General features: G+C 68.6%; 28 protein-coding genes and 1 riboswitch. Of the genes, 14 read left to right on the forward strand and 14 right to left on the reverse strand.

Annotation, left to right across the window (positions count from 1 at the left end):
• The first annotated feature begins 48 nt into the window (after positions 1 to 48).
• From yajC to E5A74_RS15160, 5 genes are read left to right on the forward strand one after another with little or no spacing between them, the layout of a single operon-like run.
• Entirely contained in the window at positions 49 to 390 is a 342-nt protein-coding gene (gene yajC, locus E5A74_RS15140) for a preprotein translocase subunit YajC (RefSeq protein ID WP_135986423.1), read from the forward strand.
• Positions 390 to 1,985: a protein translocase subunit SecD gene (gene secD / locus E5A74_RS15145; RefSeq protein WP_135986425.1), complete on the forward strand. Its 1,596-nt coding sequence runs from the start codon at positions 390 to 392 to the stop codon at positions 1,983 to 1,985. Before yajC ends, secD begins: the two co-directional genes overlap by 1 nt.
• A 14-nt stretch (positions 1,986 to 1,999) precedes the next feature.
• Entirely contained in the window at positions 2,000 to 2,974 is a 975-nt protein-coding gene (gene secF, locus E5A74_RS15150) for a protein translocase subunit SecF (RefSeq protein ID WP_135986427.1), read from the forward strand.
• 1 nt (position 2,975) lies between these two features.
• Positions 2,976 to 3,347 carry an Mth938-like domain-containing protein gene (locus E5A74_RS15155; RefSeq protein ID WP_135986429.1) on the forward strand — a complete coding sequence of 124 codons (372 nt, stop codon included), beginning with the start codon at positions 2,976 to 2,978 and terminating at the stop codon, positions 3,345 to 3,347.
• Between the two features lie 11 nt (positions 3,348 to 3,358).
• Entirely contained in the window at positions 3,359 to 4,012 is a 654-nt protein-coding gene (locus E5A74_RS15160) for an alpha/beta hydrolase (protein WP_135986432.1), read from the forward strand.
• A gap of 122 nt (positions 4,013 to 4,134) precedes the next feature.
• Here the strand turns inward: E5A74_RS15160 and E5A74_RS15165 are convergent, their stop codons facing one another.
• Together E5A74_RS15165 and E5A74_RS15170 are read right to left on the reverse strand one after the other, a co-directional pair.
• Complete coding sequence (locus tag E5A74_RS15165) at positions 4,135 to 5,361, reverse strand: threonine synthase (RefSeq protein WP_135986434.1); 1,227 nt, start codon at positions 5,359 to 5,361, stop codon at positions 4,135 to 4,137.
• A 177-nt stretch (positions 5,362 to 5,538) separates the two neighbouring features.
• A complete protein-coding gene (locus E5A74_RS15170) occupies positions 5,539 to 6,384 on the reverse strand; it encodes an endonuclease/exonuclease/phosphatase family protein (RefSeq protein WP_240699829.1) in 846 nt (281 codons plus the stop codon).
• A 97-nt stretch (positions 6,385 to 6,481) separates the two neighbouring features.
• Between E5A74_RS15170 and hslV the strand changes: the two genes are divergently transcribed.
• Entirely contained in the window at positions 6,482 to 7,036 is a 555-nt protein-coding gene (gene hslV / locus E5A74_RS15175) for an ATP-dependent protease subunit HslV (protein WP_135986436.1), read from the forward strand.
• A gap of 275 nt (positions 7,037 to 7,311) precedes the next feature.
• Here the strand turns inward: hslV and E5A74_RS15180 are convergent, their stop codons facing one another.
• Entirely contained in the window at positions 7,312 to 7,944 is a 633-nt protein-coding gene (locus tag E5A74_RS15180) for a LysE family translocator (protein ID WP_135986438.1), read from the reverse strand.
• Between the two features lie 19 nt (positions 7,945 to 7,963).
• A riboswitch (ZMP/ZTP riboswitch) is annotated at positions 7,964 to 8,045 on the reverse strand.
• A 119-nt stretch (positions 8,046 to 8,164) separates the two neighbouring features.
• Here E5A74_RS15180 and E5A74_RS15185 point away from each other — a divergent pair.
• Both E5A74_RS15185 and hslU read left to right on the forward strand, forming a co-directional pair.
• Positions 8,165 to 9,271 (forward strand): FAD-dependent oxidoreductase, encoded by a 1,107-nt coding sequence (locus tag E5A74_RS15185; RefSeq protein ID WP_135986440.1) that lies wholly within the window; start codon positions 8,165 to 8,167, stop codon positions 9,269 to 9,271.
• A gap of 58 nt (positions 9,272 to 9,329) precedes the next feature.
• Positions 9,330 to 10,622, forward strand: coding sequence for an ATP-dependent protease ATPase subunit HslU (gene hslU / locus E5A74_RS15190; protein ID WP_135986442.1), 1,293 nt, complete (start codon positions 9,330 to 9,332; stop codon positions 10,620 to 10,622).
• Between the two features lie 147 nt (positions 10,623 to 10,769).
• On the opposite strand, the gene E5A74_RS15195 is transcribed toward hslU, so the two are convergent.
• The 10 genes from E5A74_RS15195 to ypfJ all read right to left on the reverse strand — a co-directional run bounded on the left by E5A74_RS15195 (position 10,770) and on the right by ypfJ (position 18,865).
• Complete coding sequence (locus E5A74_RS15195) at positions 10,770 to 11,165, reverse strand: DUF6491 family protein (RefSeq protein ID WP_135986444.1); 396 nt, start codon at positions 11,163 to 11,165, stop codon at positions 10,770 to 10,772.
• A gap of 11 nt (positions 11,166 to 11,176) precedes the next feature.
• Positions 11,177 to 11,572, reverse strand: a complete 396-nt coding sequence (locus E5A74_RS15200; protein ID WP_135986445.1) for a hypothetical protein — start codon at positions 11,570 to 11,572, stop codon at positions 11,177 to 11,179.
• A 39-nt stretch (positions 11,573 to 11,611) separates the two neighbouring features.
• On the reverse strand, positions 11,612 to 12,346 hold the full coding sequence (gene gloB / locus E5A74_RS15205) for a hydroxyacylglutathione hydrolase (RefSeq protein ID WP_135986446.1): 735 nt from the start codon (positions 12,344 to 12,346) through the stop codon (positions 11,612 to 11,614).
• Entirely contained in the window at positions 12,346 to 13,377 is a 1,032-nt protein-coding gene (locus tag E5A74_RS15210; protein WP_206365886.1) for an NAD(P)H-dependent flavin oxidoreductase, read from the reverse strand. The genes gloB and E5A74_RS15210 overlap by 1 nt, the downstream gene beginning before the upstream one ends.
• Entirely contained in the window at positions 13,374 to 13,829 is a 456-nt protein-coding gene (locus tag E5A74_RS15215) for a VOC family protein (RefSeq protein WP_135986447.1), read from the reverse strand. The genes E5A74_RS15210 and E5A74_RS15215 overlap by 4 nt, the downstream gene beginning before the upstream one ends.
• A gap of 264 nt (positions 13,830 to 14,093) precedes the next feature.
• On the reverse strand, positions 14,094 to 14,843 hold the full coding sequence (locus E5A74_RS15220) for a tetratricopeptide repeat protein (RefSeq protein ID WP_135986448.1): 750 nt from the start codon (positions 14,841 to 14,843) through the stop codon (positions 14,094 to 14,096).
• A complete protein-coding gene (locus E5A74_RS15225; protein WP_135986449.1) occupies positions 14,825 to 15,571 on the reverse strand; it encodes an alpha/beta hydrolase in 747 nt (248 codons plus the stop codon). The genes E5A74_RS15220 and E5A74_RS15225 overlap by 19 nt, the downstream gene beginning before the upstream one ends.
• A 163-nt stretch (positions 15,572 to 15,734) precedes the next feature.
• Positions 15,735 to 16,817, reverse strand: a complete 1,083-nt coding sequence (locus E5A74_RS15230; RefSeq protein ID WP_135986450.1) for a M48 family metallopeptidase — start codon at positions 16,815 to 16,817, stop codon at positions 15,735 to 15,737.
• A complete protein-coding gene (locus E5A74_RS15235) occupies positions 16,801 to 17,883 on the reverse strand; it encodes a YjgN family protein (protein WP_135986451.1) in 1,083 nt (360 codons plus the stop codon). Before E5A74_RS15235 ends, E5A74_RS15230 begins: the two co-directional genes overlap by 17 nt.
• A gap of 94 nt (positions 17,884 to 17,977) precedes the next feature.
• Complete coding sequence (ypfJ, locus tag E5A74_RS15240; protein WP_135986452.1) at positions 17,978 to 18,865, reverse strand: KPN_02809 family neutral zinc metallopeptidase; 888 nt, start codon at positions 18,863 to 18,865, stop codon at positions 17,978 to 17,980.
• Positions 18,866 to 19,090: 225 nt separating this feature from the next.
• Here ypfJ and E5A74_RS15245 point away from each other — a divergent pair, with 225 nt between their 5' ends.
• Genes E5A74_RS15245 through E5A74_RS15255 form a run of 3 tightly spaced genes read left to right on the forward strand, consistent with a single transcriptional unit; the run spans position 19,091 to position 21,678 of the window.
• Complete coding sequence (locus tag E5A74_RS15245; RefSeq protein ID WP_135986453.1) at positions 19,091 to 20,230, forward strand: patatin-like phospholipase family protein; 1,140 nt, start codon at positions 19,091 to 19,093, stop codon at positions 20,228 to 20,230.
• Positions 20,231 to 20,243: 13 nt separating this feature from the next.
• Entirely contained in the window at positions 20,244 to 21,029 is a 786-nt protein-coding gene (locus E5A74_RS15250; protein WP_135986454.1) for a 3-hydroxybutyrate dehydrogenase, read from the forward strand.
• Positions 21,030 to 21,048: 19 nt separating this feature from the next.
• Positions 21,049 to 21,678, forward strand: a complete 630-nt coding sequence (locus tag E5A74_RS15255) for a DUF4893 domain-containing protein (RefSeq protein WP_240699830.1) — start codon at positions 21,049 to 21,051, stop codon at positions 21,676 to 21,678.
• A 57-nt stretch (positions 21,679 to 21,735) separates the two neighbouring features.
• Here E5A74_RS15255 and E5A74_RS15260 read toward each other — a convergent pair whose 3' ends face one another.
• Entirely contained in the window at positions 21,736 to 22,092 is a 357-nt protein-coding gene (locus tag E5A74_RS15260) for an endonuclease domain-containing protein (protein ID WP_135986455.1), read from the reverse strand.
• 217 nt (positions 22,093 to 22,309) lie between these two features.
• On the opposite strand from E5A74_RS15260, the gene E5A74_RS15265 reads away from it, so the two are divergent.
• The 3 genes from E5A74_RS15265 (at position 22,310) to E5A74_RS20945 (ending at position 24,134) form a co-directional block, all read left to right on the forward strand.
• On the forward strand, positions 22,310 to 23,620 hold the full coding sequence (locus E5A74_RS15265) for an amidohydrolase (protein ID WP_135986456.1): 1,311 nt from the start codon (positions 22,310 to 22,312) through the stop codon (positions 23,618 to 23,620).
• Between the two features lie 41 nt (positions 23,621 to 23,661).
• A complete protein-coding gene (locus E5A74_RS15270) occupies positions 23,662 to 23,907 on the forward strand; it encodes a hypothetical protein (RefSeq protein ID WP_135986457.1) in 246 nt (81 codons plus the stop codon).
• Between the two features lie 77 nt (positions 23,908 to 23,984).
• The gene (locus tag E5A74_RS20945; RefSeq protein ID WP_166745769.1) at positions 23,985 to 24,134 is read left to right on the forward strand and encodes a hypothetical protein; all 150 of its coding nucleotides are present in this window, start codon (positions 23,985 to 23,987) and stop codon (positions 24,132 to 24,134) included.
• Positions 24,135 to 24,146 lie beyond the last annotated feature (12 nt).

The raw sequence follows: 24,146 nt of genomic DNA on the forward strand, positions 1-24,146 counted from the left end.
CTTGAACGGGGCCGTTCCGCGCCCCGCAATCCAGGCAACCGGAAACCCATGTTCGCCACCCCAGCATATGCACAGGCCGCCGGCGCGGCATCGAGTGGAAGCAGCGCAGGCGCGATCGTTTCGCTGCTGCCGCTCGTCCTGATCTTCGTGGTCTTCTACTTCCTGATGATCCGTCCCCAGCAAAAGCGCATGAAGGCGCTGCAGGATTCGGTCGCCGCGGTGAAGAAGGGCGACACCGTCGTCACCGCCGGCGGGCTGATCGGCAAGGTCACCAAGGTCGACGAGAGCGAGGTCGAGATCGAGCTGGGGACCAACACCAAGGTCCGCGCGATCAAGGCGACGCTCGCCGAAGTGCGCCCGCTCGGCAGCACCAAGCCCGCGAACGACTGATGCTCGATTTCCCGCGCTGGAAGGTTCTGACCATCTCGCTGTTCCTGGCGGTGATGGTCCTGCTTTCGATCCCGAGCCTCGTGCCCAAGAGCGTGCGCGAGACGTGGCCGTCGTGGATCCCGGCCAAGGCGATCAACTTCGGCCTCGATCTCGCCGGCGGCTCCTATCTGCTGCTCGAGGGCGATACCGCCGACGTCGCCAAATCGCGCATCGCGCAGATGGCCGATCAGGTGAAGGCCGAGATGCGCCGCGATCCGCGGATCGAGATCGGCGACGTCTCGGTGCAGGGCGGCAAGCTGAGCTTCATGGTCCGCGATCCGTCGAAGGTCGACGCGGTGCGCGAGCGGCTGCTGCCGATCACCGGCAGCGGCGTCGGCACCACCGGCCAGCGCGAATGGGACATCGCGGTCCGCGATTCGAGCCGCTTCGAGCTCACCCCCACCCAGGCCGGGCTCGACCAGGCGGTGCAAACCGCGATGGACGACGCCCGCGAAGTCGTCGAGCGCCGCATCAACGCGCTCGGCACGGTCGAGCCGACCGTGGTGCGCGAAGGCGACAATCGCATCGTCGTGCAGGTCCCGGGCCTCAACGATCCGACCGCGCTCAAGAACCTGATCGGCAAGACCGCCAAGCTCGAGTTCCGACTGGTCGACACCACCGCCAATCCCGCCGATCTCGCGAGGGGCATCGCCCCCGCCGGTTCGGTGATCATGCCCTATGCCGAAGGCGGCGCCCCCGTCGCGGTGCAGCGGCAGGTGATGATCAGCGGCGACATGCTGGTCAACGCCTCGCAGACCTATGATCCGCAGACCGGCGCGCCCGGCGTCACGCTCCAGCTCGACGGCGCCGGCTCGCGTCGTTTCGCCAAGGTCACCCAGGAGAATTCGGGCAAGCCCTTCGCGATCATCGTCGACAACGTCGTGATCTCGGCGCCGCGCATCAACGAGCCGATCCTCGGCGGCAGCGCGGTGATCAACGGCGGCTTCACCGTCCAGAGCGCCAACGAGCTCGCCATCGCGCTGCGCTCGGGCAAGCTCAAGGTGCCGCTCAAGGTTGTCCAGGAATCGACCGTCAGCCCCGAGCTCGGCGCCGATTCGATCAAGGCGGGCGTCACCGCCTCGATCATCGCAGTGGTCGCGGTCATCGCCTTCATGATCCTGACCTATGGCCGATTCGGCATCTACGCGACGCTCGCGGTGGTCATCAACGTGCTGGTCATCATCGCGATGATGGGCCTGATCAGCGCGACGCTGACGCTGCCCGGCATCGCCGGCTTCGTGCTCACCATCGGTACCGCGGTCGACGCCAACGTGCTGATCAACGAACGCATCCGCGAGGAGCGGCGGCGCGGGCGCAGCGTGATGCAGTCGGTCGAGCTCGGCTACAAGGAAGCCAGCCGCACCATCTTCGAGGCCAATGTGACCCACGCCATCGCCGGCGTGATCATGCTGGTCCTCGGCTCGGGTCCGGTGCGCGGCTTCGCGGTGGTGCTGCTGTTCGGCATCGCCACCTCGGTGTTCACCGCCGTGGTGTTCACTCGCATGCTCGTCACGATCTGGTTGCGCCGTAACCGGCCGACCGAAATCCATATTTAAGGGACGCCCGAACCATGCGGCTCCTCAAGATCGTTCCGGACAACACCAATATCGGTTTCGTCCGCATCCGTTACATCGCCTTCGCGATCACGGCCCTGCTCACCATCGCCGCGATCGCGCTCGTCGCCACGCGCGGGCTCAACATGGGCGTCGACTTCGCCGGCGGCGTGTCGATCGAGGAGAAGTTCGCCTCGCCGCCAGCGCTCGACGAGGTCCGCGAGACCGTCAACCGGCTCGGCTTCGGCGAGGCCGCGCTCCAGCAATTGGGCGGCGCCAACACGATCACCATCCGCCTGCCGGTTCCCGAGACCAACGATGCCGACGCCACGAACAAGATGGTCGAGACGGTCAAGGCGGCGCTCGCCCAGCGCTTCCCGGGCGCCAGCTTCAGCACCTATTCGACGGTGTCGGGCAAGGTCTCGGGCGAGCTGATCCAGAACGGCATCCTCGCGGTGCTGCTCGCGATCATCGGCATCGCGATCTTCTCGTGGTTCCGCTACGAATGGCAGTTCGGCGTCTCGACCGCGGTCGCGATCATCCACGACGTGCTGATGACGCTGGGCTTCTTCGCGCTGTTCCGCGAGTTCTTCACCTTCGATCTCAACATCGTCGCCGCGGTGCTCACGATCATCGGCTATTCGATCAACGACAAGATGGTGATCGACGATCGTATCCGCGAGAATATGCGCAAATACCGCAAGATGGCGATGGGCGACCTGATCGATCTCTCGGTGAACGAGACGCTGCCCCGCACCGTGATGACCTCGGTCACGATCATGCTCGCGCTCGCCGCGCTGCTGATCTGGGGCGGCCACGTGCTGCGCGGCTTCACCGCGGCGATGATGCTCGGCATCGTCGTCGGCACCTATTCGTCGATCTACGTCTCGTCGTCACTGCTGATCACGCTCGGCCTCAAGCCCGGCTTCCGCGAGGAACGCAAGGCGAGCGGCCCCGAGGGCGAGCGCGTCGCGCCGCGCGACCTGCCGTAACATGAAAGTCGAGCGCCGCAGCGCCGAGGGGCCGGTGATCGCCGGCTTCTCGAGCGGCGGGTTCAAGGTCGACGAAGGCGTCTACGGCGCGCTGCTGATCACCCCGAAGCGTGCCGATGGCTGGTCGCCGCCGCCGCTCGCCGAACTGACCGAAGCCGATCTCGCGCCCTTGTTGTCGCTCGATCCGCAGCCCGAATTCCTGCTGCTCGGCACCGGCGAGACGCTCGTCCGCCCGCCGCTCGCGCTGGTCAAGGCGCTCGCCGCGCGCGGCATCGGACTCGAGGCGATGGACAGCCGCGCCGCCGCGCGCGCCTGGGGCGTGCTGCGCGCCGAGCTGCGCTGGATCGCCGGCGCGCTCTACCCGCTAGGCTGAGGACGAGGATCATGCAGCAACTCGACGGCCTCAGCCTCGCGCCCTTGTCGGGCGGCGCACCGAAGCAGCTGGTGGTGCTGCTCCATGGCTATGGCTCGAACGGCGCCGATCTGATTTCGCTCGCGCCGGCGTGGCGACAGCTCCTGCCAGATGCGCTGTTCGTCGCCCCCAATGCGCCCGAGCGCTGCTATGGCGCGCCGGGCGGCTATCAATGGTGGGCGCTCCACGATCTCGGCCGCCCCGCGCTCGCCGCGGGCGCGCGTCACGCCGCGCCGGTGCTCGACGCGTATCTCGACGCCCTGCTCGCCGAGCACGGCCTCGACGCGAGCAAGATGGTGCTGGTCGGCTTCAGCCAGGGCACGATGATGGCGCTCCATGTCGGACCACGCCGCGAACGCGCGGTCGCCGGCATTCTCGGCTATTCGGGGATGATCGCCGGCCCGTCGCTCGACCCGGCCGAGGTCCGCAGCAAACCGCCGGTGCTGCTGATCCGTGGCGATGCCGACGGCATCGTCCCGCTCAGCGCCTATCACCATGCCTATGCCGAGCTGGAGCGTCACGGCATCCCGCTCGAAGGGCATATCTCGCGCGGCCTCGGCCATGGCGTCGATCCCGCCGGCATCGAGCTGGGCGCGAAGTTCGTGAAGCGGGTGCTGGGCACCTAAATCCTCCCCCGCCAGGGGGAGGTGTCAGGCGCAGCCTGACGGAGGGGGAGGAATCACTGCGTGCGGTGAGTCCTCCCCCTCCGTCGCCTTCGGCGCCACCTCCCCCTGGCGGGGGAGGATACTTAAAGCCCCGCCCAATCTACCGGCGCATGCCGGTCGAGGAAGCGCGACTGGTCGGCGAGCGGGTATTTCAGCCCTGTCGCGCAGTTGAACAGCACAACCTTCTCCTCGGCATCGGCAAGCCCGGACGCCAGCGCATCGCGATACGCCGCCAGCGTCGCCCCGCCCTCGGGGCAGAGCAGCAGCCCATCCTTCTTGCCGGCATCCTCGACCGCCTGAACCAGCGCCGCGTCGCTCACCGCCAGCGCCTTGCCGCCGCTCGCGCGCACCGCGTCGAGGATCAGGAAGTCGCCCACCGCTTGCGGCACGCGGATCCCCGCCGCGACGGTGTGCGCATCCTCCCAGCGCACCGCGTGGCGCTCGCCGGCATCGAACGCGCGGACGATCGGCGCGCAGCCCTCGGCCTGCACTGCGTACATTCGCGGCCGCTTGCTGCCGATCCAGCCGAGCGCCTCCATTTCGTCGAACGCCTTCCACATCCCGATCAGCCCGGTGCCGCCGCCGGTGGGATAGAAGATCGCGTCGGGCAGCTCCCAGCCGAGCTGCTCGGCGAGCTCGAGCCCCATCGTCTTCTTGCCTTCGATCCGGTATGGCTCCTTGAGCGTCGACAGGTCGAACCAGCCGCGCGCTTCCTTGCCCGCGCCGACCAGCTTGCCGCAATCGTCGATCAGCCCGTTGACCCGGTAGACCCGCGCGCCCTGCGCGGCGATCTCGCGCACGTTGATCTCGGGGGTGTCGTCGGGGCAGAAGATCACTGCCTCGATCCCGGCGAGCGCCGCATAGGCGGCGGCGGCCGCGCCGGCATTGCCGTTGGTCGGCATCGCGATCGTGGTGATGCGGAGCTCCTTCGCCATCGCGATCGCCATCACCAGCCCGCGCGCCTTGAACGAACCCGTCGGCAGCCGTCCCTCGTCCTTGACCCAGACATTGCCCCGCTCCCTTTCGAGCGGGACGATCGGCGTCGCGGTCTCGCCGAGGCTGACGATGTTGGCGGTCTGCCGCACCGGGAGCAGCTCGCGATATTTCCACAGATCCGCCGGCCGCGCGGCGAGCATCTCCGGGGTCAGCGCAGCCTTCACGCCTTCGAGATCGTACCGCACCAGCAGCGGCCGCCCGACGCGCGACAGGCCGTGGAGCTGGTCGGCCTCGTAGCGTTCGCCGGTCATCGCGCATTCGAGATGGCTGACGAAGGTGGGGCGATCGGTGGTGAGATTGTCGTTATGGGGCATGGCCGTGGCTCTGCCTTAAAGCCGTAGCGCAAATCAAATCCTCCCTCGCGAAGCGGGGGAGGTGGCGCCGAAGGCGACGGAGGGGGTCTCTCCGCAAAGGCATCGCTTGAGGAGACGCCCCCTCCGTCATGCTGCGCATGCCACCTCCCCCGCTAAAGCGAGGGAGGATTTGATCCATTACCGCCCCGGCCACGCCAACTCCGCCATCACCGGAAAGTGATCCGAGGTCTGCACCTCGCCCCGATGATCGGTGATCGTCTCCACGCGCTTCGCCGTGAAGCCGCGCGTGAAGATCCAGTCGATCCTCTTGTCGGCCTTGCCGGTGAAGGCGTGGAAGGTCTCCTCGGGCCCCAGCTTCGCCGGCGCCGCCGCGCGCGCATCGACCAGCCTGGTCGCGAGCAGCTTGTGCGCCTCGCTACCGGGCGTGGTGTTGAAGTCGCCGGTCAGCACCACCGGCAGCTTTCCGGCCATCGCCTCGATTCGCTTGAGGATCAGCGCCGCGCCCTTGGTGCGCGCGCCCTCGTCCTCGTCGCGATAAGGAAGATGGGTGTTGAAGGCATAGAAACGCCGCTTGCCATCGATCGTCTCGAACAGCCCCCAGGTCACCATCCGCGGCAGCGGATGCCCCCAGGTGATGCTGCCCACCACTTCAGGCGTGTCGGACAGCCAGAACTGGCCCGATTCGACCAGCTTGAGCCGGTCGGTCCGGTAGAAAACGCCCATATGCTCGTCGTCATGCCCACCGCGGCGATCGGTGCCGAACCAGGCATAGCCGTTCAGCTTTTCGACCAGATAATCGCCCTGGACCTTGAGCAGCTCCTGCGTTCCGAACAGATCGGGCGCGGCCTTGCGGAGCATCGCGACGGTCACGTCGCGGCGCTTGCTCCACGCATTCGCGCCGTCCTTCTCGTTGGCATAGCGGATGTTGAAGCTCATCACCTTGAGCGGCGCCTGCGCCATCGCCGGTCCGCCCGCGCACAGCAGCGCCGCCAGCATCGCCCGCAGCAACATCCTGATCGTCATCTCGCTCTCCCTTTTCGCGCCTTCGCGTAGGCCAGAAGATTGTTTCGCTGGCGTTGCCCCTTTGCGGCGGCGCGCGGCCATCCCATATCCGCGGCATATGAGCGAAAACAGCAATGCGTGGCACGGCACGACAATCCTCTCCGTGCGCAAATCGGGCAAGGTGGTCATCGCGGGCGACGGGCAGGTCTCGGCGGGCAACACCGTGATGAAACCCAATGCGCGCAAGGTCCGCCCGCTCGGTGACGGCAAGGTCATCGCCGGTTTCGCCGGCGCGACCGCCGACGCCTTCACCTTGTTCGAGCGGCTCGAGGCCAAGCTCGAACGCCATCAGGGCCAGCTGCTCCGCGCCGCGGTCGAGCTCGCCAAGGACTGGCGCACCGACAAATATCTCCGCAACCTCGAGGCGATGCTGATCGTCGCGGACAAGGACGTGACTTTGGTGGTCACCGGCAACGGTGACGTGCTCGAGCCCGAGGGCGGCGTCGCCGCAATCGGTTCGGGGGGCAATTTCGCGCTCGCCGCAGCGCGCGCGCTGGTCGATTACGAGACCGATGCCGAAAAGATCGCGCGGGCCGCGATGAAGATCGCCGGTGAGCTCTGCGTCTACACCAATGACCGGCTGACCGTGGAGACGCTGGACAGCGCCACCTAGGGTCCGTACGCAATACCCACAACGGCCGGGATCGCCCGGAGACGTGCGCTGGCAAGGAAGCTCGCGCAGCGCGGGCTGGCGGCCCGGGCAAGCGGGCTGACGCAGTCCAGCGTGCGTCTCCGGGCGACCGCGCAGCGGCGGGCCGCTTTTGGCGCACAGCCACGTCACGAGCCAAGTCCTTGGGGTCACGATGACACCGCATCGCTCCCTCCTCGTTCCTCCCCGTGCGCCAAAATCGGCTCCGTCACGACCATTGCGGGTATTGCGTACGGACCCTAGCGCCGCGCCTCGACCGCCATCCGTACCGCGAGCCCGGCGAGCACCGTTCCCATCAGCCAGCGCTGGACGGTCGCCCAGCCGGGCCGCTCGGTCAGGAAGCGCGCGATCGACGCCGCCGACACGGCGATCGCAGCGTTGACGCACAGGCTGATGACGATCTGGGCCGACCCCAGCACCAGCGACTGGCCGAGCACGCTGCCGCGCGCCGGATCGAGGAATTGCGGCAGCAGCGACAGATACATCACGGCGATCTTCGGATTGAGCAAATTGGTGACGAACCCCATCGCGAACAACCGCGCCGGGCCGTCGGCGGGAAGCGTCCGCACCTCGAACGCCGAGCGCCCGCCGGGCCGCAGCGCCTGCCATGCCAGCCACAGCAGATAGGCCGCGCCGGCGAAGCGGATCGCGTCATAGGCGTAGGGCACGGCGAGCAGCAGCGCAGTGATCCCGAACGCCGCGCACAGCATGTAGAAGACGAAGCCCAGCGCCACGCCGCCGAGCGAGATCAGCCCGGCGGTGCGCCCTTGGCAGATCGAGCGCGAGATCAGATAGACCATGTTCGGCCCCGGGGTCAGGACCATGCCGAGCGCGACGAGCGCGAATGCGAGCAGGCTGTTTGGATCGGGCATCGGGCATTCTCCCTGTTTGGCGAGATGCCCAGACGCGCGGCGGTGCGACGGCGCGGCTCCCCGATGGTTGCCCATCTTCAGCGTCAGTCACGCGCGCCCGAAAACCGGCTAGGCCGATCCGGGCACCGCGTAAAGACGCCCTGCGAGCCATGAGCTTTGCTCATCGCTCCCACAAAGCAATCGAGGTTGCGCGCAGGGGCCGGGACCTTACCCTGCCGGCATGCACCTTGCCCGCCGCCAGCTGATCGCCGCCGCCCCCGTGCTCGCGCTGCCGGCGTGCCAGCCGCCCCGGCCGCAGACGATCGCGGCGAGGCCCGCCTGCCTGCCGCCGGCGAACATCTCCGCTTCCCGGGTGATCCGCACCCTCGCCGGCCTGCGCCCCTATCGCGCGGCGGGCTTCGTCGTCCGCGCCGAGCCGTTCGGGGGGAAGCGCCTCGTCCATAACTACGGCCATGGCGGCGCCGGCATCACGCTGAGCTGGGGCACTTCGCGCCTCGCCGTCGATCTCGGCCTGCCCGGCCATGGCGGCCCGGTCGCGGTGATCGGATCGGGCATCGTCGGGCTCACCACGGCGCGGCTGGTGCAGGAAGCGGGCTTCGCGGTCACGCTCTACGCCGCCCAGCTCCCGCCGCACACCACCTCGAACATCGCTGGCGGCCAATGGCACCCCGCCAGCCTCTACGACCCCGATCAGGTCACGCCCGAATGGATCGCCCAGTTCGAGGCGGCGATGGACTATAGCTGGCGCCGCTTTCAGATCATGACCGGCGACGAATATGGCATCCGCTGGCTGCCAACCTATCTGCAGATGCGCGACGATCCGGCGGAAGACCCCGGGCCCGATCTCGCCAATCGCTACGAGACCGATGTCACGATCCTCGGCCCCGGCGCGCATCCCTTCCCGGTCGCGCGGGTGCGGCGCTTCACCACCATGTATGCCGAGACAGGCCATCTGCTCCGCCAGCTGATGCGCGACGTCCAGCTCGCCGGCGGCAAGTTCGCGGTCCGCGCTTTCGCCAGCCCCGCCGAGCTCGCCACGCTGCCCGAGCCGCTGATCTTCAATTGCACCGGGCTCGGCGCGGGCAAGCTGTTCGGCGACAGCCAGATCGAGCCGGTGCGCGGCCAGCTCGCGGTGGTGCTGCCCCAGCCCGGGCTCGACTACGCCTTTGCCGGCCGGATGGGCTATATGTTCCCGCGCGGCGACGGCATCATCTGCGGCGGCACCTTCGAACATGGCGAATGGGACGCCACGCCGGACCCGCAGGCCATCGCCCGGATCATCGCGAAGCAGCAGGCCTTCTTCGCCGGCTTCCGCTGCACCGCTTGAAGCCGCGGCCTCGCCCCCACATCTAGGGCGAAACGAACCACGGAAAACACTCCCCCACATGAACGAGACTCTCACGCCCAAGGCGATCGTCGCCGCGCTCGATTCGCACATCATCGGCCAGAAGGACGCCAAAAAGGCCGTCGCCGTCGCGCTCCGCAACCGCTGGCGCCGCCAGCAGCTCGCCCCCGAGCTGCGCGACGAGGTGACGCCGAAGAACATCCTGATGATCGGGCCGACCGGCTGCGGCAAGACCGAGATCAGCCGCCGCCTCGCCAAGCTCGCCGACGCGCCGTTCGTCAAGGTCGAGGCGACCAAGTTCACCGAGGTCGGCTATGTCGGCCGCGACGTCGAGCAGATCGCCCGCGATCTCGTCGAGGAAGCGATCCGGCTCGAGAAGGAGCGCCGCCGCGCCGCGGTCAAGGACAAGGCCGAGGACGCGGCGATGGGCCGCCTCCTCGATGCCTTGACCGGCAAGGACGCCAGCACCGCAACGCGCGAGGCGTTCAAGCAGCGCTTCCACGACGGCGTGCTCGACCAGACCGAGATCGAGATCGAAATCGAGCAGGCGCCGCAGATGCCGTTCGACATTCCCGGCGGCGGCGCGCAGATGATCAATCTCGGCGAGATGATGAAGGGGCTCGCCGGCACCCCGCTCAAGCGGCGCAAGCTCAATGTCCGCGCGGCCTGGGACAAGCTCGTCGAGGAGGAGGCCGACAAGCGGCTCGACCAGGATGAGGTCAGCCGCCAGGCGCTCGCCGACGCCGAGGCCAACGGCATCGTCTTCCTCGACGAGATCGACAAGATCGCGGTGAGCGACGTGCGCGGCGGCTCGGTCAGCCGCGAAGGCGTCCAGCGCGACTTGCTGCCGCTGATCGAAGGCACCACCGTCGCGACGAAGTACGGCCCGATGAAGACCGATCACATCCTCTTCATCGCCTCGGGCGCGTTCCACGTCGCCAAGCCGTCGGACCTGCTCCCCGAGCTTCAGGGCCGTCTGCCGATCCGCGTCGAGCTGAAGGCGCTCACCGAGGAGGATTTCGTCGCGATCCTGTCGGACACCAAGGCGAGCCTCGTCCAGCAATATGCGGCGCTGCTCGGCACCGAGGGCGTGCAGATCGATTTCACCGATGATGGTATCCGAGCGGTCGCGAAAATCGCCGCAGAGGTTAACGGCGAGATCGAGAATATCGGCGCGCGCCGGCTGCAGACGGTGATGGAGAAGCTGCTCGAGGAAGTCAGCTTCGACGCCGAGGACCGCGCGGGGAGCACGCTGGTGATCGATGCCGGCTATGTCGACAAGCAGCTCGCCGCGGTGGCGCGGAACACCGATCTCAGCCGCTACGTGCTGTAAGTCTCGAATGATCCTCCCTCGCGAAGCGGGGGAGGGGGACCAGCGAAGCTGGTGGAGGGGGCGCCTCCGCGGGCGATTTCACTTGCGGAGAAGCCCCCTCCGTCGCCTTCGGCGCCACCTCCCCCGCTACGCGAGGGAGGATTTCGACTATTTCCGCGTGTACGGCACGAATTGCCCGAAGCGGCAGTGCGGCCCCGGAATCCGGCTGCCCGGATCGACCGCGCGGAACAGGTCGTTGCGGCAGATCTGCGATCCGTGCAGCTCGGCGACGATGATCGAGAAGCGATTGAGCGACGGGCAGCTGCCCGGCAGGTCGGTGCGCCACACCCGGCCGCCCTCGCGATAGAGCAGCGTGCTCGAATCGATGATCTGCGGGCCGTTGACGCCGGTCGACGAGATGCAGTTCTGCGGCCGGCCGGGAACGCGCCCGTCGAGCGCCTCGGCGAGATCGCGCGCCGCGGTCGCCTCGCGCGAGGCCTGAAGCTCGGCGCTGGTCGTGCATCCCGCCAGCGCGAGCGCCCCGAGCATGATCATCGATCGCATGTCCGTCTCCTCTAGTTCTGGCGCGTATAGGGCGTGAACTTGCCGAGCGAGCAGCTTCCCGAGAGGAAGCCGCCTGTCGGCGCGCGCGTCTGGATGATGTCGCCGTCGCACACCTGGCTGCCGAAGCTGCGCGTCACGACGATGTCGCCGCGGCGCAGGCCCGGGCATCCGCCGACCACGTCGTTGCGCCACAGCCGATTGCGGCCGGCGACATAGAGGATCGTGCCGTCGAAAGTGCGGATCTCGTTGAACTGGTCGCGCCGGATGCAGCTGACCGGCTCGCCCGGCGTGAGGCCCGCGAGCGTGCGTTCGAGCCGCGCCTGCTCACGTGCATTGTTTTGCTCGGTGCCGGCGGTGGTGGTGCAGCCCGCGAGCAGCGGCAGGAGCGGGATGGCGACGCGGATCATCGAATACTCCTCAATGCCCCGGCGCGCATCCTACATGTTTCACCCGCGAAATGCATCCTTCGCCGCGCGCCGCTCGGCGAGGATCTCGACACTGGCGGCGCGCAGGAAGGGATTGGTCGCTGCCTCCAGCGCAATCGTCGTCGGCACCGTCGACTCGCCCGCCGCACGCGCACGATCCACGTCGATCATGCGCGCGGCGATCGCCGCATTGTCGGGCTCGGCGACCAGCGCATAGCGGCCGTTCGACTGGGTATATTCATGCGCGCAATAGACGACGGTCTCGCCGGGCAATTCCCGCAACCGCTGCATATTGGCGAACATCTGCGCCGCGGTCCCCTCGAACAGCCGTCCGCACCCCATCGCGAACAGCGTGTCGCCGACGAACACCGCGCGATCCTGCGCGAAATGATAGGCGATGTGCCCCGCGGTGTGCGCCGGGACTTCCATCACGGTGGCGATGTGCGCGCCCAGCCGCACTTCGTCGCCTTCGCCGACCAGCCGATCGGCGGTCGGGATCCGCGCCGCCTCGGCCGCGGGCGCGATCACCGTCGCGCCGGTCGCTTGCTTGATCGCCGCGTTGCCGCCGGTGTGGTCGGGATGCCAGTGCGTGTTCCAGATCGCCCCGATCCTCCAGCCGCGCCTGTCGGCTTCGGCGAGCACCGGCTCGGCCTGCGCGGGATCGACCACCATCGTCTCGCCCGAGGCGGAGTCATGGACGAGCCAGATATAATTGTCGCTCAGCGCGGGAATCCGCACGATCTCGAGCTCGGCCATCAGTCCTTCTCCTCGATCAGCGCGCGGGTCAGCGCCTCGGCGGGCAGCGCGCGCACCCGTGCCGCGCCGGCGCCGGCCCAGAGCGGCGAATAGTCGCCCCGGCCTTCCGCCTCGGCTTTCGCCCGCAGCGGGGCCAGCGCGTTCGAGGCATAGGGAAAGGCGGGCGCTACGTCGTTGATCGGCCCCAGCTCGCGCATCAGCCGGTTGCGGATCCCGCGCGCTTCGCGGCCCGAGAGCAGATTGGTGAAAGCCGCATCGCCCGCCGCATCGGTGCCGAGCAGCGCGCGATGCGGCGCCGAAATCCGGCTTTCGGGGCTGGCGAGATAGGCGGTGCCGACCTGCACCGCCGCCGCGCCCGCATCGAAGACGGCGGCGGCATCGCGCGCATCGGCGATCCCGCCGGCAGCGATCGCCGGCAGTCCCGTGGCTACGGCCGCGGGCAGCAGCGCGGCCAGCGGTGTCGGCCGGTGCCCATTGAGAAACCAGCCGGCATGGCCGCCCGCCTCTTCGCCCTGCGCGATGATCGCGTCGCAGCCCTGCGCCGCGAGCCACGCGGCCTCCTCGGGCGTGGTCGCGTTGCCGAACATGCGCGCGACTGCCTTGACCCGCGCGCGCAATGCCGGTGCCGGCAATCCGAAATGGAAGCTCACCACCTCTGGCCGCACTGCCTCGACCACCGCGCACATCGCGTCGTCGAACGGCCGGCGCAGCGGCGGCGGATCGCCGGCCACCGCGTCCTCTTCGGCATAATAAGGTGCGAGCAATGCCCGCCACGCGCTTTCGTCGGGCGGCACGGGCAGGCTGTGGCAGAAGAAGTTGAGGTTGAGCGGCCCGTGCACCGCCGCGCGCACCTCGGCGACTTGCGCGCGGACCTGATCGGCCGAAAGCAGCGCGCAGGGCAAGGATCCCAGCGCGCCGCCGCGGATTGCCGCGACCGCCAGCGCGACGCCGCCCGCCCCCGCCATCGACGCCTGCACCACGGGCAGGCGTGCTCCGGTCAGCGCGAGGAAACGCGCGGCTGCGGGCGTCACCACACGCCGGTGTTGGGCATCGATGCCCAGGGCTCGGCCGGTGCCAGCGGCTCGCCGGCCTGGAGCAATTCGATCGAGATATTGTCGGGGGTGCGCACGAACGCCATGTGCCCGTCGCGCGGCGGCCGGTTGATCGTCACCCCGCCGTCCGCCAGCCGCTGGCAGGTCGCGTAGATGTCGTCGACGCGATAGGCGAGATGCCCGAAATTGCGCCCGCCGCCATATTGCTCGGGCGCGCTGCCGTCCTCGGCCGGCCAATTATACGTCAGCTCGACCTCGGCATCGGCGCGCTTGCCCGGGCCGTTCGAATCCTCGGGCGCGGCGAGGAAGATCAGTGTGAACCGCCCCTTCTCGCTCTCCATCCGCCGCACTTCCTCGAGCCCGAGCAGCGCGAAGAACCGCACCGTCGCTTGCGGATCGGTGACGCGGATCATGGTGTGGAGATAGCGCATGGGGAGTCCTTGTGGCCATTCGTCCGCGAGATAGGCAGCGCCAGCCGCGTCGCCAACCCAAATCCTCCCTCGCGAAGCGGGGGAGGTGGCATGCGAAGCATGACGGAGGGGGCTCCTCCGCAAGCGACGTCGCTCGTGGAGTGCGGGGTCGGATCGTCCCCCGGACGATCCTCGAACATGCGGGGCATGTTCGACCCCACACTCCCCCTCCACCAGCTTCGCTGGTCCCCCTCCCCCGCTTCGCGAGGGAGGAATGAACAGCCGCTACTTCTCGCTGGCCCCGAATTGCGCGAGCGCCTTGCGCGCCGCCTCGGCGGTGGCGCTGCCCGGCGCCAGCGTCAGCACCTGCCCCCACGCCGCGCGCGCGGCCGCCTCGTCGCCATCGACCGCGGCGATGTTGCCCGCCTCCAGCTGGACCTGCGGATCGTCCGCGGCGCGCTTGAGCGCCTCGGCGATGTCGGTCTTCGCGCGCGGCAGGTCGCCCTGCCGCCGCGCCAGCGTCGCCGAGAGCAGCCACGCCAGCGGATCGGCCTTGGCGTCGGCGAGCGCGCGATCGAGATCGCTTCGCGCCCCCGCCATGTCACCCGCGGCGACGAGCACCCGCGCGCGATCGAGCCGCGCCTCGCCGAGCGCCAGCCCGCTCAGATTGCCGCTGGCCAGCGCTGCATCGAGCGCGGCGCGCGCCTTGACCGGATCACCGGCGGCAAGCCACGCATTGCCGGCCTGCGCCCAGTAGTTGGACGATCGCACGTCATGCGCGCTCTCGGCGTCGTGCGCGGCTTCCTCGAAAGCGGCCGCCGCCGATGGCCATCGCTTCTGATTGGCATAGGCGACGCCGAGGCACTGGCGCGCGAGCATCCCGCCGCCCTCGACCTTCCATTTCGCCGCCGCGGTCACCCCCTGCGAGGGATCGCCGGTGGCGAGATCCATGCACTCGGCATAGCGCGGCGGTTCCTTGCCCGGCGGCGGCGCCGCGGCGGTCGCGGCCTGGAGGCTCAGCAGGAAGAAGAGCATAGAATCAGAACGTCCTCGACGGCCCGCAGGATCAACGCGATGTCGGCATCGCGCGAGAGCCGATGGTCGCCGTCCTTGACCAGCCAAGTCTGCACCGCGTCTGAACGGAGCAGCCCGGCGAGCATCGGCGCGCGCTCCCACGGCACCTCGGCGTCGCGCTGCCCCTGGAGCAGCCGCACCGGCCCGTCGAAATCGATCGCCGCGTCCATCACCCGGTTCGCCTCGCCCGATTCCCAGAAGCCGCGGGTGGTGACCGTCGGCTGGTCGCCATAGTCGTTGGGCTGTTCGATCCGCCCCTCGGCGCGGATCACTGCCTTGTCGGCGTCGCTATAGCCCCAGCCGGTGAAGTCGGGCGCCGCCGCGATCCCGACCAGCCCTTTGACCCGCGCCGGCCGCGCCCCGGCGACGAGCAGCATCACCCACCCGCCCATCGACGAGCCGACCAGCACCACCGGCCCGTCGACCACCGCGTCGATCACCCGCAGCGCATCGTCGCGCCACGATGCCAGATTCTGCTCCTCGAACGCACCCGCGCTCTCGCCGCATCCGGCATAGTCGAAGCGCAGGAACGCCTGCCCCCGCGCCCGCGCCCATTGCTCGAGCGCCAGCGCCTTGGTGCCGTTCATGTCCGAAGCATAGCCGCACAGGAACACCACCGCCGGCCCGCGCCCCGGGGTGTAGTAATAGGCGAGGCGCGGAAGCCCGGGGGTGTCGAGGGATTGAGTCATAGGGAAGCGACTACGAAAAAAATCGTCCCCCGGGAACCGGGGGAGGGGGACCGCGAAGCGGTGGAGGGGGCATCGCCACGAGCGACCTCGCTTGCGGAAACGCCCCCTCCGTCATGCTTCGCATGCCACCTCCCCCGCTTCGCGAGGGAGGATTTTCGGCGCTTCAGAACCCCATCCGGCTGCGCTTCCATTTGCCCGAGCCCGATCCGCAAATCTCGCGCAACGCCTTCCACTGCGCGTCGTCGAGCGCCGGCGCATAGGCGGCCTTGCCCGCGCTCGCCGCGAAACGCCGTTCGCGGTCGGACGAGATCGGGTGGCTCGCCAGATAGCCGAGCAGCGCCCCGGCGCCCTCCGTCTTGATCTCGGTCTTCGACAGCCGCTGGAAGAACGCCGCGGTCGGCTTGGGCGAGACCTGCGCCCGCGCCAGCGCATCGATCGCGAAACCGTCGGCGCGCGCCTCGGCACCGCGCGAATAGCTCGCCGAGAGCAGTGCGTTGGTATAGCCGCCGACATTGCCGTCGAGCCCGCCGAGCACCACGCTCAATCCCAGCTGGCGCACCAGCGATTCGAGCACGTCGCGATTCTCGACATGGCCGAGCTCGTGCGCGAGCACGCCCGCGACCTCGTCCGGGGAGGAAGCCTGTTGCAGTAGCCCGCTGAACAGCACGACATGGCCGCCGGGCAGCGTCACCGCGTTGACCATCGGCACGTCGACCACGCGCAGATCGACGTCCTTCGCCATGCCCATCCGCGTCGCCAGCGTCTGAAGCGCCGCCGATCCGGCCGGCGCGTTGCACGCCCGCTCGCCGAAATCGCCGACCATCAGCGACCCCATCCGCGCCTCGACCGAGCGCGGGATCATCCGCGCCACGACCGAGGGGAGCATGCTCAGCCCGATCAGCACCACCACGGATACCGCGGCGAACGCGCCCACCGCGGGCCATAGCCCGATCCGGTCGATCACCCCGCCATAACGCCGCGAGCCCGGCAGGCGCTCGGCCAGCGCGGACGGCGCGCCCTCGATCAGCGTTACGCTCCATCCCGGCCGGTTCTTGAGGCCGTACCGGGCGTGGCCGTTGACGTTGCCCTGCGCAATCAGGTCCTCGAAGGCATGGGGCCCGTGCTCGAAGCCGTTCTCGACCAGCACGAAGCCCTGGCCGGCGAGCGTCATCAGCGGCTCGCGCCGGATCCCGCTCGCCCCGTCATAATGCCAGACGCGGACCGCGTTCTCAGAAGGCGCCGACATCGAATGCGTCCAGCAGCCCCTCGCCCTGCCGCGGGGCGCGCGTCGACGATTGAGTGAAATCGTCGAGGTTCAGCGTGCCATAGGCCTGCATGTGGCGCACGAAGAACGACCAGTTGCGATAGCCGAGGAAGATCATGCCGATCCCCAGCGTGCCCACCACCAGCAGGAAGTTGACGATGAACAGCTTGAGCCAGTCGGTGGTCCGCGCGCTGAACTCGAAATCGAGCCCGCCGAGCGACAGCCCGCTGACCACTTCGCGGAAATAGGCCGCGTAGAAGGTCAGCGCGATCAGCCCGAGCACGACGAAGAAGCCGATATAGCCGAGCACCAGCGTGAGGATCGCGGCGATCTGCATTTCCTGCGGCGTGTTGCCGCTGAACGAGGCCCCGAAGAGCACCGCGACGATCGCGACGCCGACGAAGAGCACGATCGGCAGCAGATAGGCGAGCAGATAGCGCCCCATCAGCGATCCGGTGACGCTCGCGTTCGAATGGAATTCGTGCGGCCCGAAGCTCATCTTGTTCCAGCGCTCGTTCCACAGGCTGACCATCGACCACGGCACCAGCAGCCCGAACACCACCGAACCGACGATCGTCTTCCACAAATGCGAGACGCCATAGCCGAAGCCCTGGTCGTTGCTGCCGCCGCGGATGCCGTGCCAATAGGTCCGGCTCAGCCGGTAGCGCATCGCGCGATAGACCGCGAAGCCGACCAGATAGAGGAAGACGCAATAGATCCCGACGAAGAGCAAGGCCGCCAGCCCGTCCTCGCCGCGCATCGCCAGCGCCTGCAAAGTGAAGTTGAGCAGGCCGAGCGGGATGATGAAGATCACGAACGCGGCGACATAGCCGATGAACAGCTCGAGCCCGGTGCCGGTCCATTCGAGCCGATCGTCGATGAAGCGCGTGTGGCTCCACAGATATTGCCGTTCGCGGGTGCGCGCCCAGAAAGTGTAGATGCCCAGCGTGACGATCGTCAGCAGCAGATTGGTGAAGGCGATCGGCGCGAACTCGCGCCAGTTGCCGTCGAATTCGAACGCGCGCGCGTTCGTGGTTTCCTGATCCATGTGAAAATCCCCCTTGCCGGGAATGGAGCCGGGCAGGGGGATTTCGTCAAGCCGCTATCCGCATGGCTTTACGCGGGTTTCGCGCCGATCTTTCTCAAATCTGGGCATTGAAGGTGTCGCACGCCGCGGGGTCGCCGCTGTCGAGCCCGCGCTGGAGCCATTGCTTGCGTTGCGCCGAGGTGCCGTGGGTGAAGCTGTCGGGCACCACCTCGCCCTGCCCCTGACGCTGGAGCGTGTCGTCGCCGATCGCGTTCGCCGCGACCATACCTTCCTCGATGTCGCCAGGCTCGAGCCGGCCGCTGCGCTTCGCCCAGACGCCGGCATAGCAATCCGCCTGCAGCTCGAGCAGCACCGACAGGTGATTACCCTCGGCGCGCGAGGCCCGGCCCTGCGCCTGGCTGACCTTGGTCGAGGTGCCTTCGAGATTCTGGATATGATGCCCCACCTCGTGCCCGACGACATAGGCGCGGGCGAAATCGCCCTTCGCGCCGAAGCGCTTGTCGAGCTCGTCGAAGAAGCCGGTATCGAGGAACACGCCATTGTCGCCCGGGCAATAAAAGGGCCCGACCGCCGACGAGGCCTGGCCGCACGCCGACTGGACCGCGTTCTGGAAGAAGTTGATCGTCGCCGGCTTGTAGCGCTGGCCATGCTCGGCGAAGATCTCGCCCCACACCTGCTCGGTGCTCGTCATCACCCGGCAGGCGAACAGCTCGTCCTCGGTGTCGCATGCCTTCGGTACGTTAGGCGCGCCCTGGGTCTGGCCCTGCTGGGTCTGGGTGCCGCCACCGCCGAGCAGGCCACCGCCGCCCATCGAGAAGAAGACCAGAGCGACGATACCGATCAGCGCGACACCGCCGCAGCCCATGCCGCGCCCGAGCAGCAACGGCAGCAGCCCGAGCAGCCCGAAGCCGCCGCCGCCCCCGCCGCCGCCCGACCCGAAGTCGCGCGCATTGTCGGTGGGATCGAGATCGTCGAGCCGCATGGAAACCCTTTCGTCGTTCGCTCGCCGCAACAATGCGCGAAAAGGCCGAGCGTTGCACCATTCCTCCCCGGCACGGGGAGGGGGACCAGCCGCAGGCTGGTGGAGGGGGCTCTCCTCATGGGGAATCGGCGGCGGCACGCCCCCTCCACCACCGCTTCGCGGCGGTCCCCCTCCCCGTTCCGGGGAGGATTGCAGACCTCACGCAGATAAGCCACATGCCCCTCCATGGCCGACGCCGAACCCCGCCCGCGCCGCCGCGTCGCCGGACTGCCGCTGCCGGAGTGCGTCGCGCTGGTGCTGCAGGGCGGCGGGGCGCTCGGCAGCTTCCAGGCCGGGGTGATCGAGGCGCTCGGCGAGGCGCGGATCGAAGTCGACTGGGTCGCGGGCATCTCGATCGGTGCAGTCAACGCCGCATTGTTCGCCGGCAACCCGCCCGAGAAGCGCCTGCCCGCGATCAGGGCATTCTGGGACGGCGTCACCGGCGCGCTCCCCGATTTCGCGATTCCGCTGAGCGACACCGCGCGCGAGTTCGCGCACGAATGGGCCGCCGCCACGGTGCTGATCGGCGGCGTCCCGGGCTTCTTCCGCCCGCGCCCGATCCCGCCCGCCTTCGCGACGCCGGGCAGCCCGGCCGCGCTCAGCTTCTACGACAGCGCGCCGCTGCGCGAGACGCTCGACGCGCATATCGACTGGGATTTGCTCAACAACGGCCCGGTGCGCCTCTCGGTCGGCGCGGTCGATATCGCCAGCGGCAATTTCCGCTATTTCGACACCGCCGACGAGCGGCTCGACGCGCGCCACATCATGGCCTCGGGCGCGCTCCCGCCGGGGTTGCCGCCGATCGAGATCGACGGGCGCCAGTTTTGGGACGGCGGGCTCGTCTCGAACACGCCGCTCACGCACATCCTCGACCGCCAGTGCGAGGACACCCTCGTCTTCCAGGTCGATCTCTTCCCCGCCGCCGCCGATCTGCCGCGCACGATCACCGACGTCATCGCCCGCGAGAAGGAGATCCGCTTCTCGAGCCGCACCCGCCAGGTCTCGGACGAACGGCTCCGGCTGCGCAAGGAGCGCGAGGCGATCCGCCGCGTCCTCGCCAAGCTGCCCGAAAGCCTTGCCGACGATCCCGACGTCGCCGCGCTGCGCATCCTCGCCGACGAGAAGCCGCTCAGCCTCGTCCAGCTGATCTACCGCGCCAATGCGTGGGAAGGCGGCAGCCGCGATTTCGAATTCTCCGCCCGCTCGATGCACGAGCATTGGCAGGCCGGCCGCGCCGCGGTCGCCGAGACGATGGCGAGCGCGCAGCTCGTCGCGCAGAACATCCTCGACGGCAAGACCGCCGCCTTCGACCTCACGCATCGCTAGTCAGGAGTTTCGCATGTTCCTCAAAGGCAAGTCCGCGATCGTCACCGGCTCCACCTCGGGCATCGGCCTTGCCTATGCCAAGGCGCTCGCCGCCGAGGGCGCATCGGTGATGATCAACGGCTTCGGCGACGCAGCTGCGATCGAGACCGAGCGCGCCGCGCTGGAGGCGACCACCGGCGCGAAGGCGCTCTACGATGCCGCCGACATGTCGAAGCCCGATCAGATCGCGGCGATGGTCGCCCGCGCCGCGCAGGAGCTGGGCGGCGTCGACATCCTGATCTCGAACGCCGGCATCCAGCATGTCGCGCCGATCGACGAATTCCCGATCGAGAAATGGGACGCGATCCTCGCGATCAACCTGTCGTCGACCTTCCATCTGATGCGCGCCGCGATCCCGTTGATGAAGGCGAGGAACTGGGGCCGGATCATCACCACCGCGAGCGCGCACAGCCTCGTCGCCAGCCCCAACAAGGCCGCCTATGTCGCCGCCAAGCACGGCATCGCCGGGCTGACCAAGACCGCCGCGCTCGAGGTCGCCACCCACGGCATCACGGTCAATTGCATCTCGCCGGGCTATGTCTGGACCCCGCTCGTCGAGAATCAGATCCCCGACACGATGAAGACCCGCGGGCTCACCCGCGAGCAGGTGATCAACGACGTGCTGCTCGACGCCCAGCCGACCAAGCAATTCGTCCAGCCGGAACAAGTTGCCGCCCTCGCGCTATTCCTCTGCAGGGACGACGCCGCGGCGATCACCGGCGCCAATTATTCGATGGATGGCGGCTGGACGGCGGCGTAAGCCGGGGCAAAGGGGACGCATGATGAAATGGATGTTGCCGGTCACCGTTGCCCTTGCGCTGGGCCTTGGGGGCTGCAGCGTCTATCGCGAGGCGACGGCCTCTTCCCCGCCCACCAATGTCCGCTGGCAACGCGTCGCCACCAGCGACGATCGCGACCGGCTGCGCGATTGGCGCAAGGCGTGGGACGCGGCGCTGCCGCGCGCCCGCGCGGCCGAGCCCCAGGCGATCGCGGCCGAGCCGCTGCTGTTCGATCCCGATCGCGCGCTCGCCGACGCGGCGCTGCCGCAGGGCAAATATCGCTGCCGCACCTTCAAGCTCGGCGCCCGCGGCACCGCGACGCGCGATTTCACCGCCTATCCGTGGTTCGACTGCGCCGTCGCCGATGAGGGCGAGGTGCGCAGCCTCCACAAGCTCACCGGCTCGCAGCGCCCGACCGGGCTGGTCTTCCCCGACAGCGACACCCGCCAGATCTTTCTCGGCACGCTGGTCCTCGGCGACGAGACCGCGCCGCTGCGCTACGGCGTCGACGCCAATCGCGACATGATCGGCTATGTCGAGCGCATCGCCCCGAAGCGCTGGCGGCTGGTGTTCCCCGAGCCGCGCTTCGAAAGCATGCTCGACGTGATGGAGCTGGTGCCGGCATCTTGAGTAAACTCCTCCCTCGCGCAGCGGGGGAGGTGGCATGCGAAGCACGACGGAGGGGGCCTATCGGCGTGCGACGACGTCGACAATATGCGCCAGCACGCCTTCCAGATTGCCCAACACTTCGGCTGCCGGAACCCGCAGCGTCGCAACACCCCGTTCCGCGAGCCAGCGATCTCGTTCGGCGTCCCGGTCCGACCGATCGCCAAAGCCGTGCGCCTCGCCATCTACTTCGATGCACAATCGAGCCTTCGCGCAGTAGAAGTCGAGCCGGTACGGCCCCGCGCCGTGCTGGCGACGGAAGTGATAGCCGCCGGGTTCCTTCCGCAGCTCCTGCCAGAGCAGCGCCTCCGGCAGGCTGAGCGCCTTGCGGTCCGCCCTCGCCGCGCGCTTTGTCGAGCCCCAGCCTTTCAGCTTCATCGCCGCCCTCCACGTTACATTAGCGTACTGCAAATTCCTCCCTCGCGCAGCGGGGGAGGGGGACCGCCGCCGCAGGCGGTGGTGGAGGGGGCCTCTCCCCAAGCGATGTCGCCCGTCGAGGTGCCCCCTCCGTCGCGCTGCGCGCGCCACCTCCCCCGCTGCGCGAGGGAGGAATAGAAGCCTCGACAACGCCCCCGCCGCTGCTAGCCTCCCTCCCATGCGCATCCATCTGACGGCAGCCCTCGCCATGACTCTCGCCACGCCTGTCCAAGCTGCCGATCCGGTCCACCAGGCCACGCAGGCGGCGCTGCCCCAGCTGCTCGACTTCTACCGCGATTTCCACGCCAATCCCGAGCTCAGCCTCCACGAGGTCAACACCGCCGCCAAGCTCGCCGCCGAGGCGCGCAAGGCCGGGTTCGAGGTTACCGAGAAGGTTGGCGGCACCGGCGTCGTCGCGGTGCTCAGAAACGGCACCGGCCCGATCCTGCTGATCCGCGCCGACATGGATGGGCTGCCGGTCACCGAGGATACCGGGCTGTCCTTCGCCTCGAAGGTCCGCGCCACCACCGACGAGGGGCAGGAAACCGGGGTGATGCACGCCTGCGGGCACGACACGCACATGGCGTCGTGGATCGGCACGCTGCGCAACCTCGCCGCGATGAAGGGCCAGTGGAAGGGCACTTTGGTGATGATCGCCCAGCCCGCCGAGGAGCGCGGCATGGGCGCGCGGATGATGCTCGAGGACGGGCTGTTCACGCGCTTCCCCAAGCCGCAATTCGCGCTCGCCTTCCACGATGCCGCGTCGCTCCCCGCCGGGGTGATCGGCGTGCGCTCGGGCTATGCGCTCGCCAATGTCGATTCGGTCGACATCAAGGTCCTCGGGGTCGGCGGGCACGGTGCCTATCCGCAGACCACCCGCGATCCGATCGTCCTCGCCTCGCGCATCGTCACCTCGCTGCAGACGCTGGTCAGCCGCGAGGTCGATCCGCAGAGCCCCGCGGTGGTCACCGTCGGCGCGATCCATGGCGGCTCGACGCACAACATCATCGGCAAGGAAGTGACGATGCTGCTGACGGTGCGCAGCTATACGCCCGAGGTCCGCAAGCAGCTGCTCGACGGCATCGCGCGCATCGCGCGGGGCGAGGCGATCGCCGCCGGCATGCCCGAGGATCGCATGCCGGTGGTCACCGTTCGCAACGAAGGCACGCCCTCGACCTTCAACACCGAGCCGCTCACCGGCCGTCTCCACGCCTTGTGGACCGGCCGCTTCGGCAAGGACCGCGTCGTCGAGACCCCTGCGGTGATGGGCGGCGAGGATTTCGGCCGCTTCTATCTCGCCGACAAGACGATCCAGAGCATGATCTTCTGGGTCGGCGGCGTGCCCAGGGCCAAATGGGACGCGGCGCAGGCGGGCAAGGAAGCGCTGCCTTCGCTCCACAGCCCGTTCTGGGCGCCCGAGGCCGAAGCGGTGATCGGCACCGCCACCGAAGCGATGACCGCTGCCGCGCTCGACATCCTCAAGCGCTAAAATCGACCGGCCGTTGGCACAAACGCCGCGAATTCTCGTTAATGCCCTACGAGTTCGCCGGAGTTTGGGCATTGGCGCAGGAGCATATCGTCGCGGTCGGCCTGCTGACCGACCGCGACCTTGAGAGGCTGGGGAGTGGGTTCAAGCGCTGCTTCCCCGTGTCGGACGATGGAAAGTTCGAGGATCTGCTGCGCGCCATAGACGAGGCGGACGCGGCCGCCGGGCTGCGCTCGGACCGCGAACACCAGAGGAACAATCATCCGGTGTCGCCCCAGGGACAGCGCTGACATAGCCCCCGGGCAAGTACCACTTGAAAACATTCGATTTTGTGGCACCCTCGATCGCGCGATCTGGGGGATTCGCCATGTCCGATTCGATCTATTTCGAGTTGCGGGCCCGCCGCGAGCGGGAGGCCGCCGAACGCCAGCGGAATCCGGCAGCGCGCCATGCGCATCTCGTCATGGCCGAGCGCTACGAGCGGCTGATCGCCGAGGGCGTCGCACGGCCGCGCTGACGCGCCGGCATC

Source organism: Sphingomonas naasensis (assembly GCF_004792695.1).
Classification (GTDB): domain Bacteria; phylum Pseudomonadota; class Alphaproteobacteria; order Sphingomonadales; family Sphingomonadaceae; genus Sphingomonas; species Sphingomonas naasensis.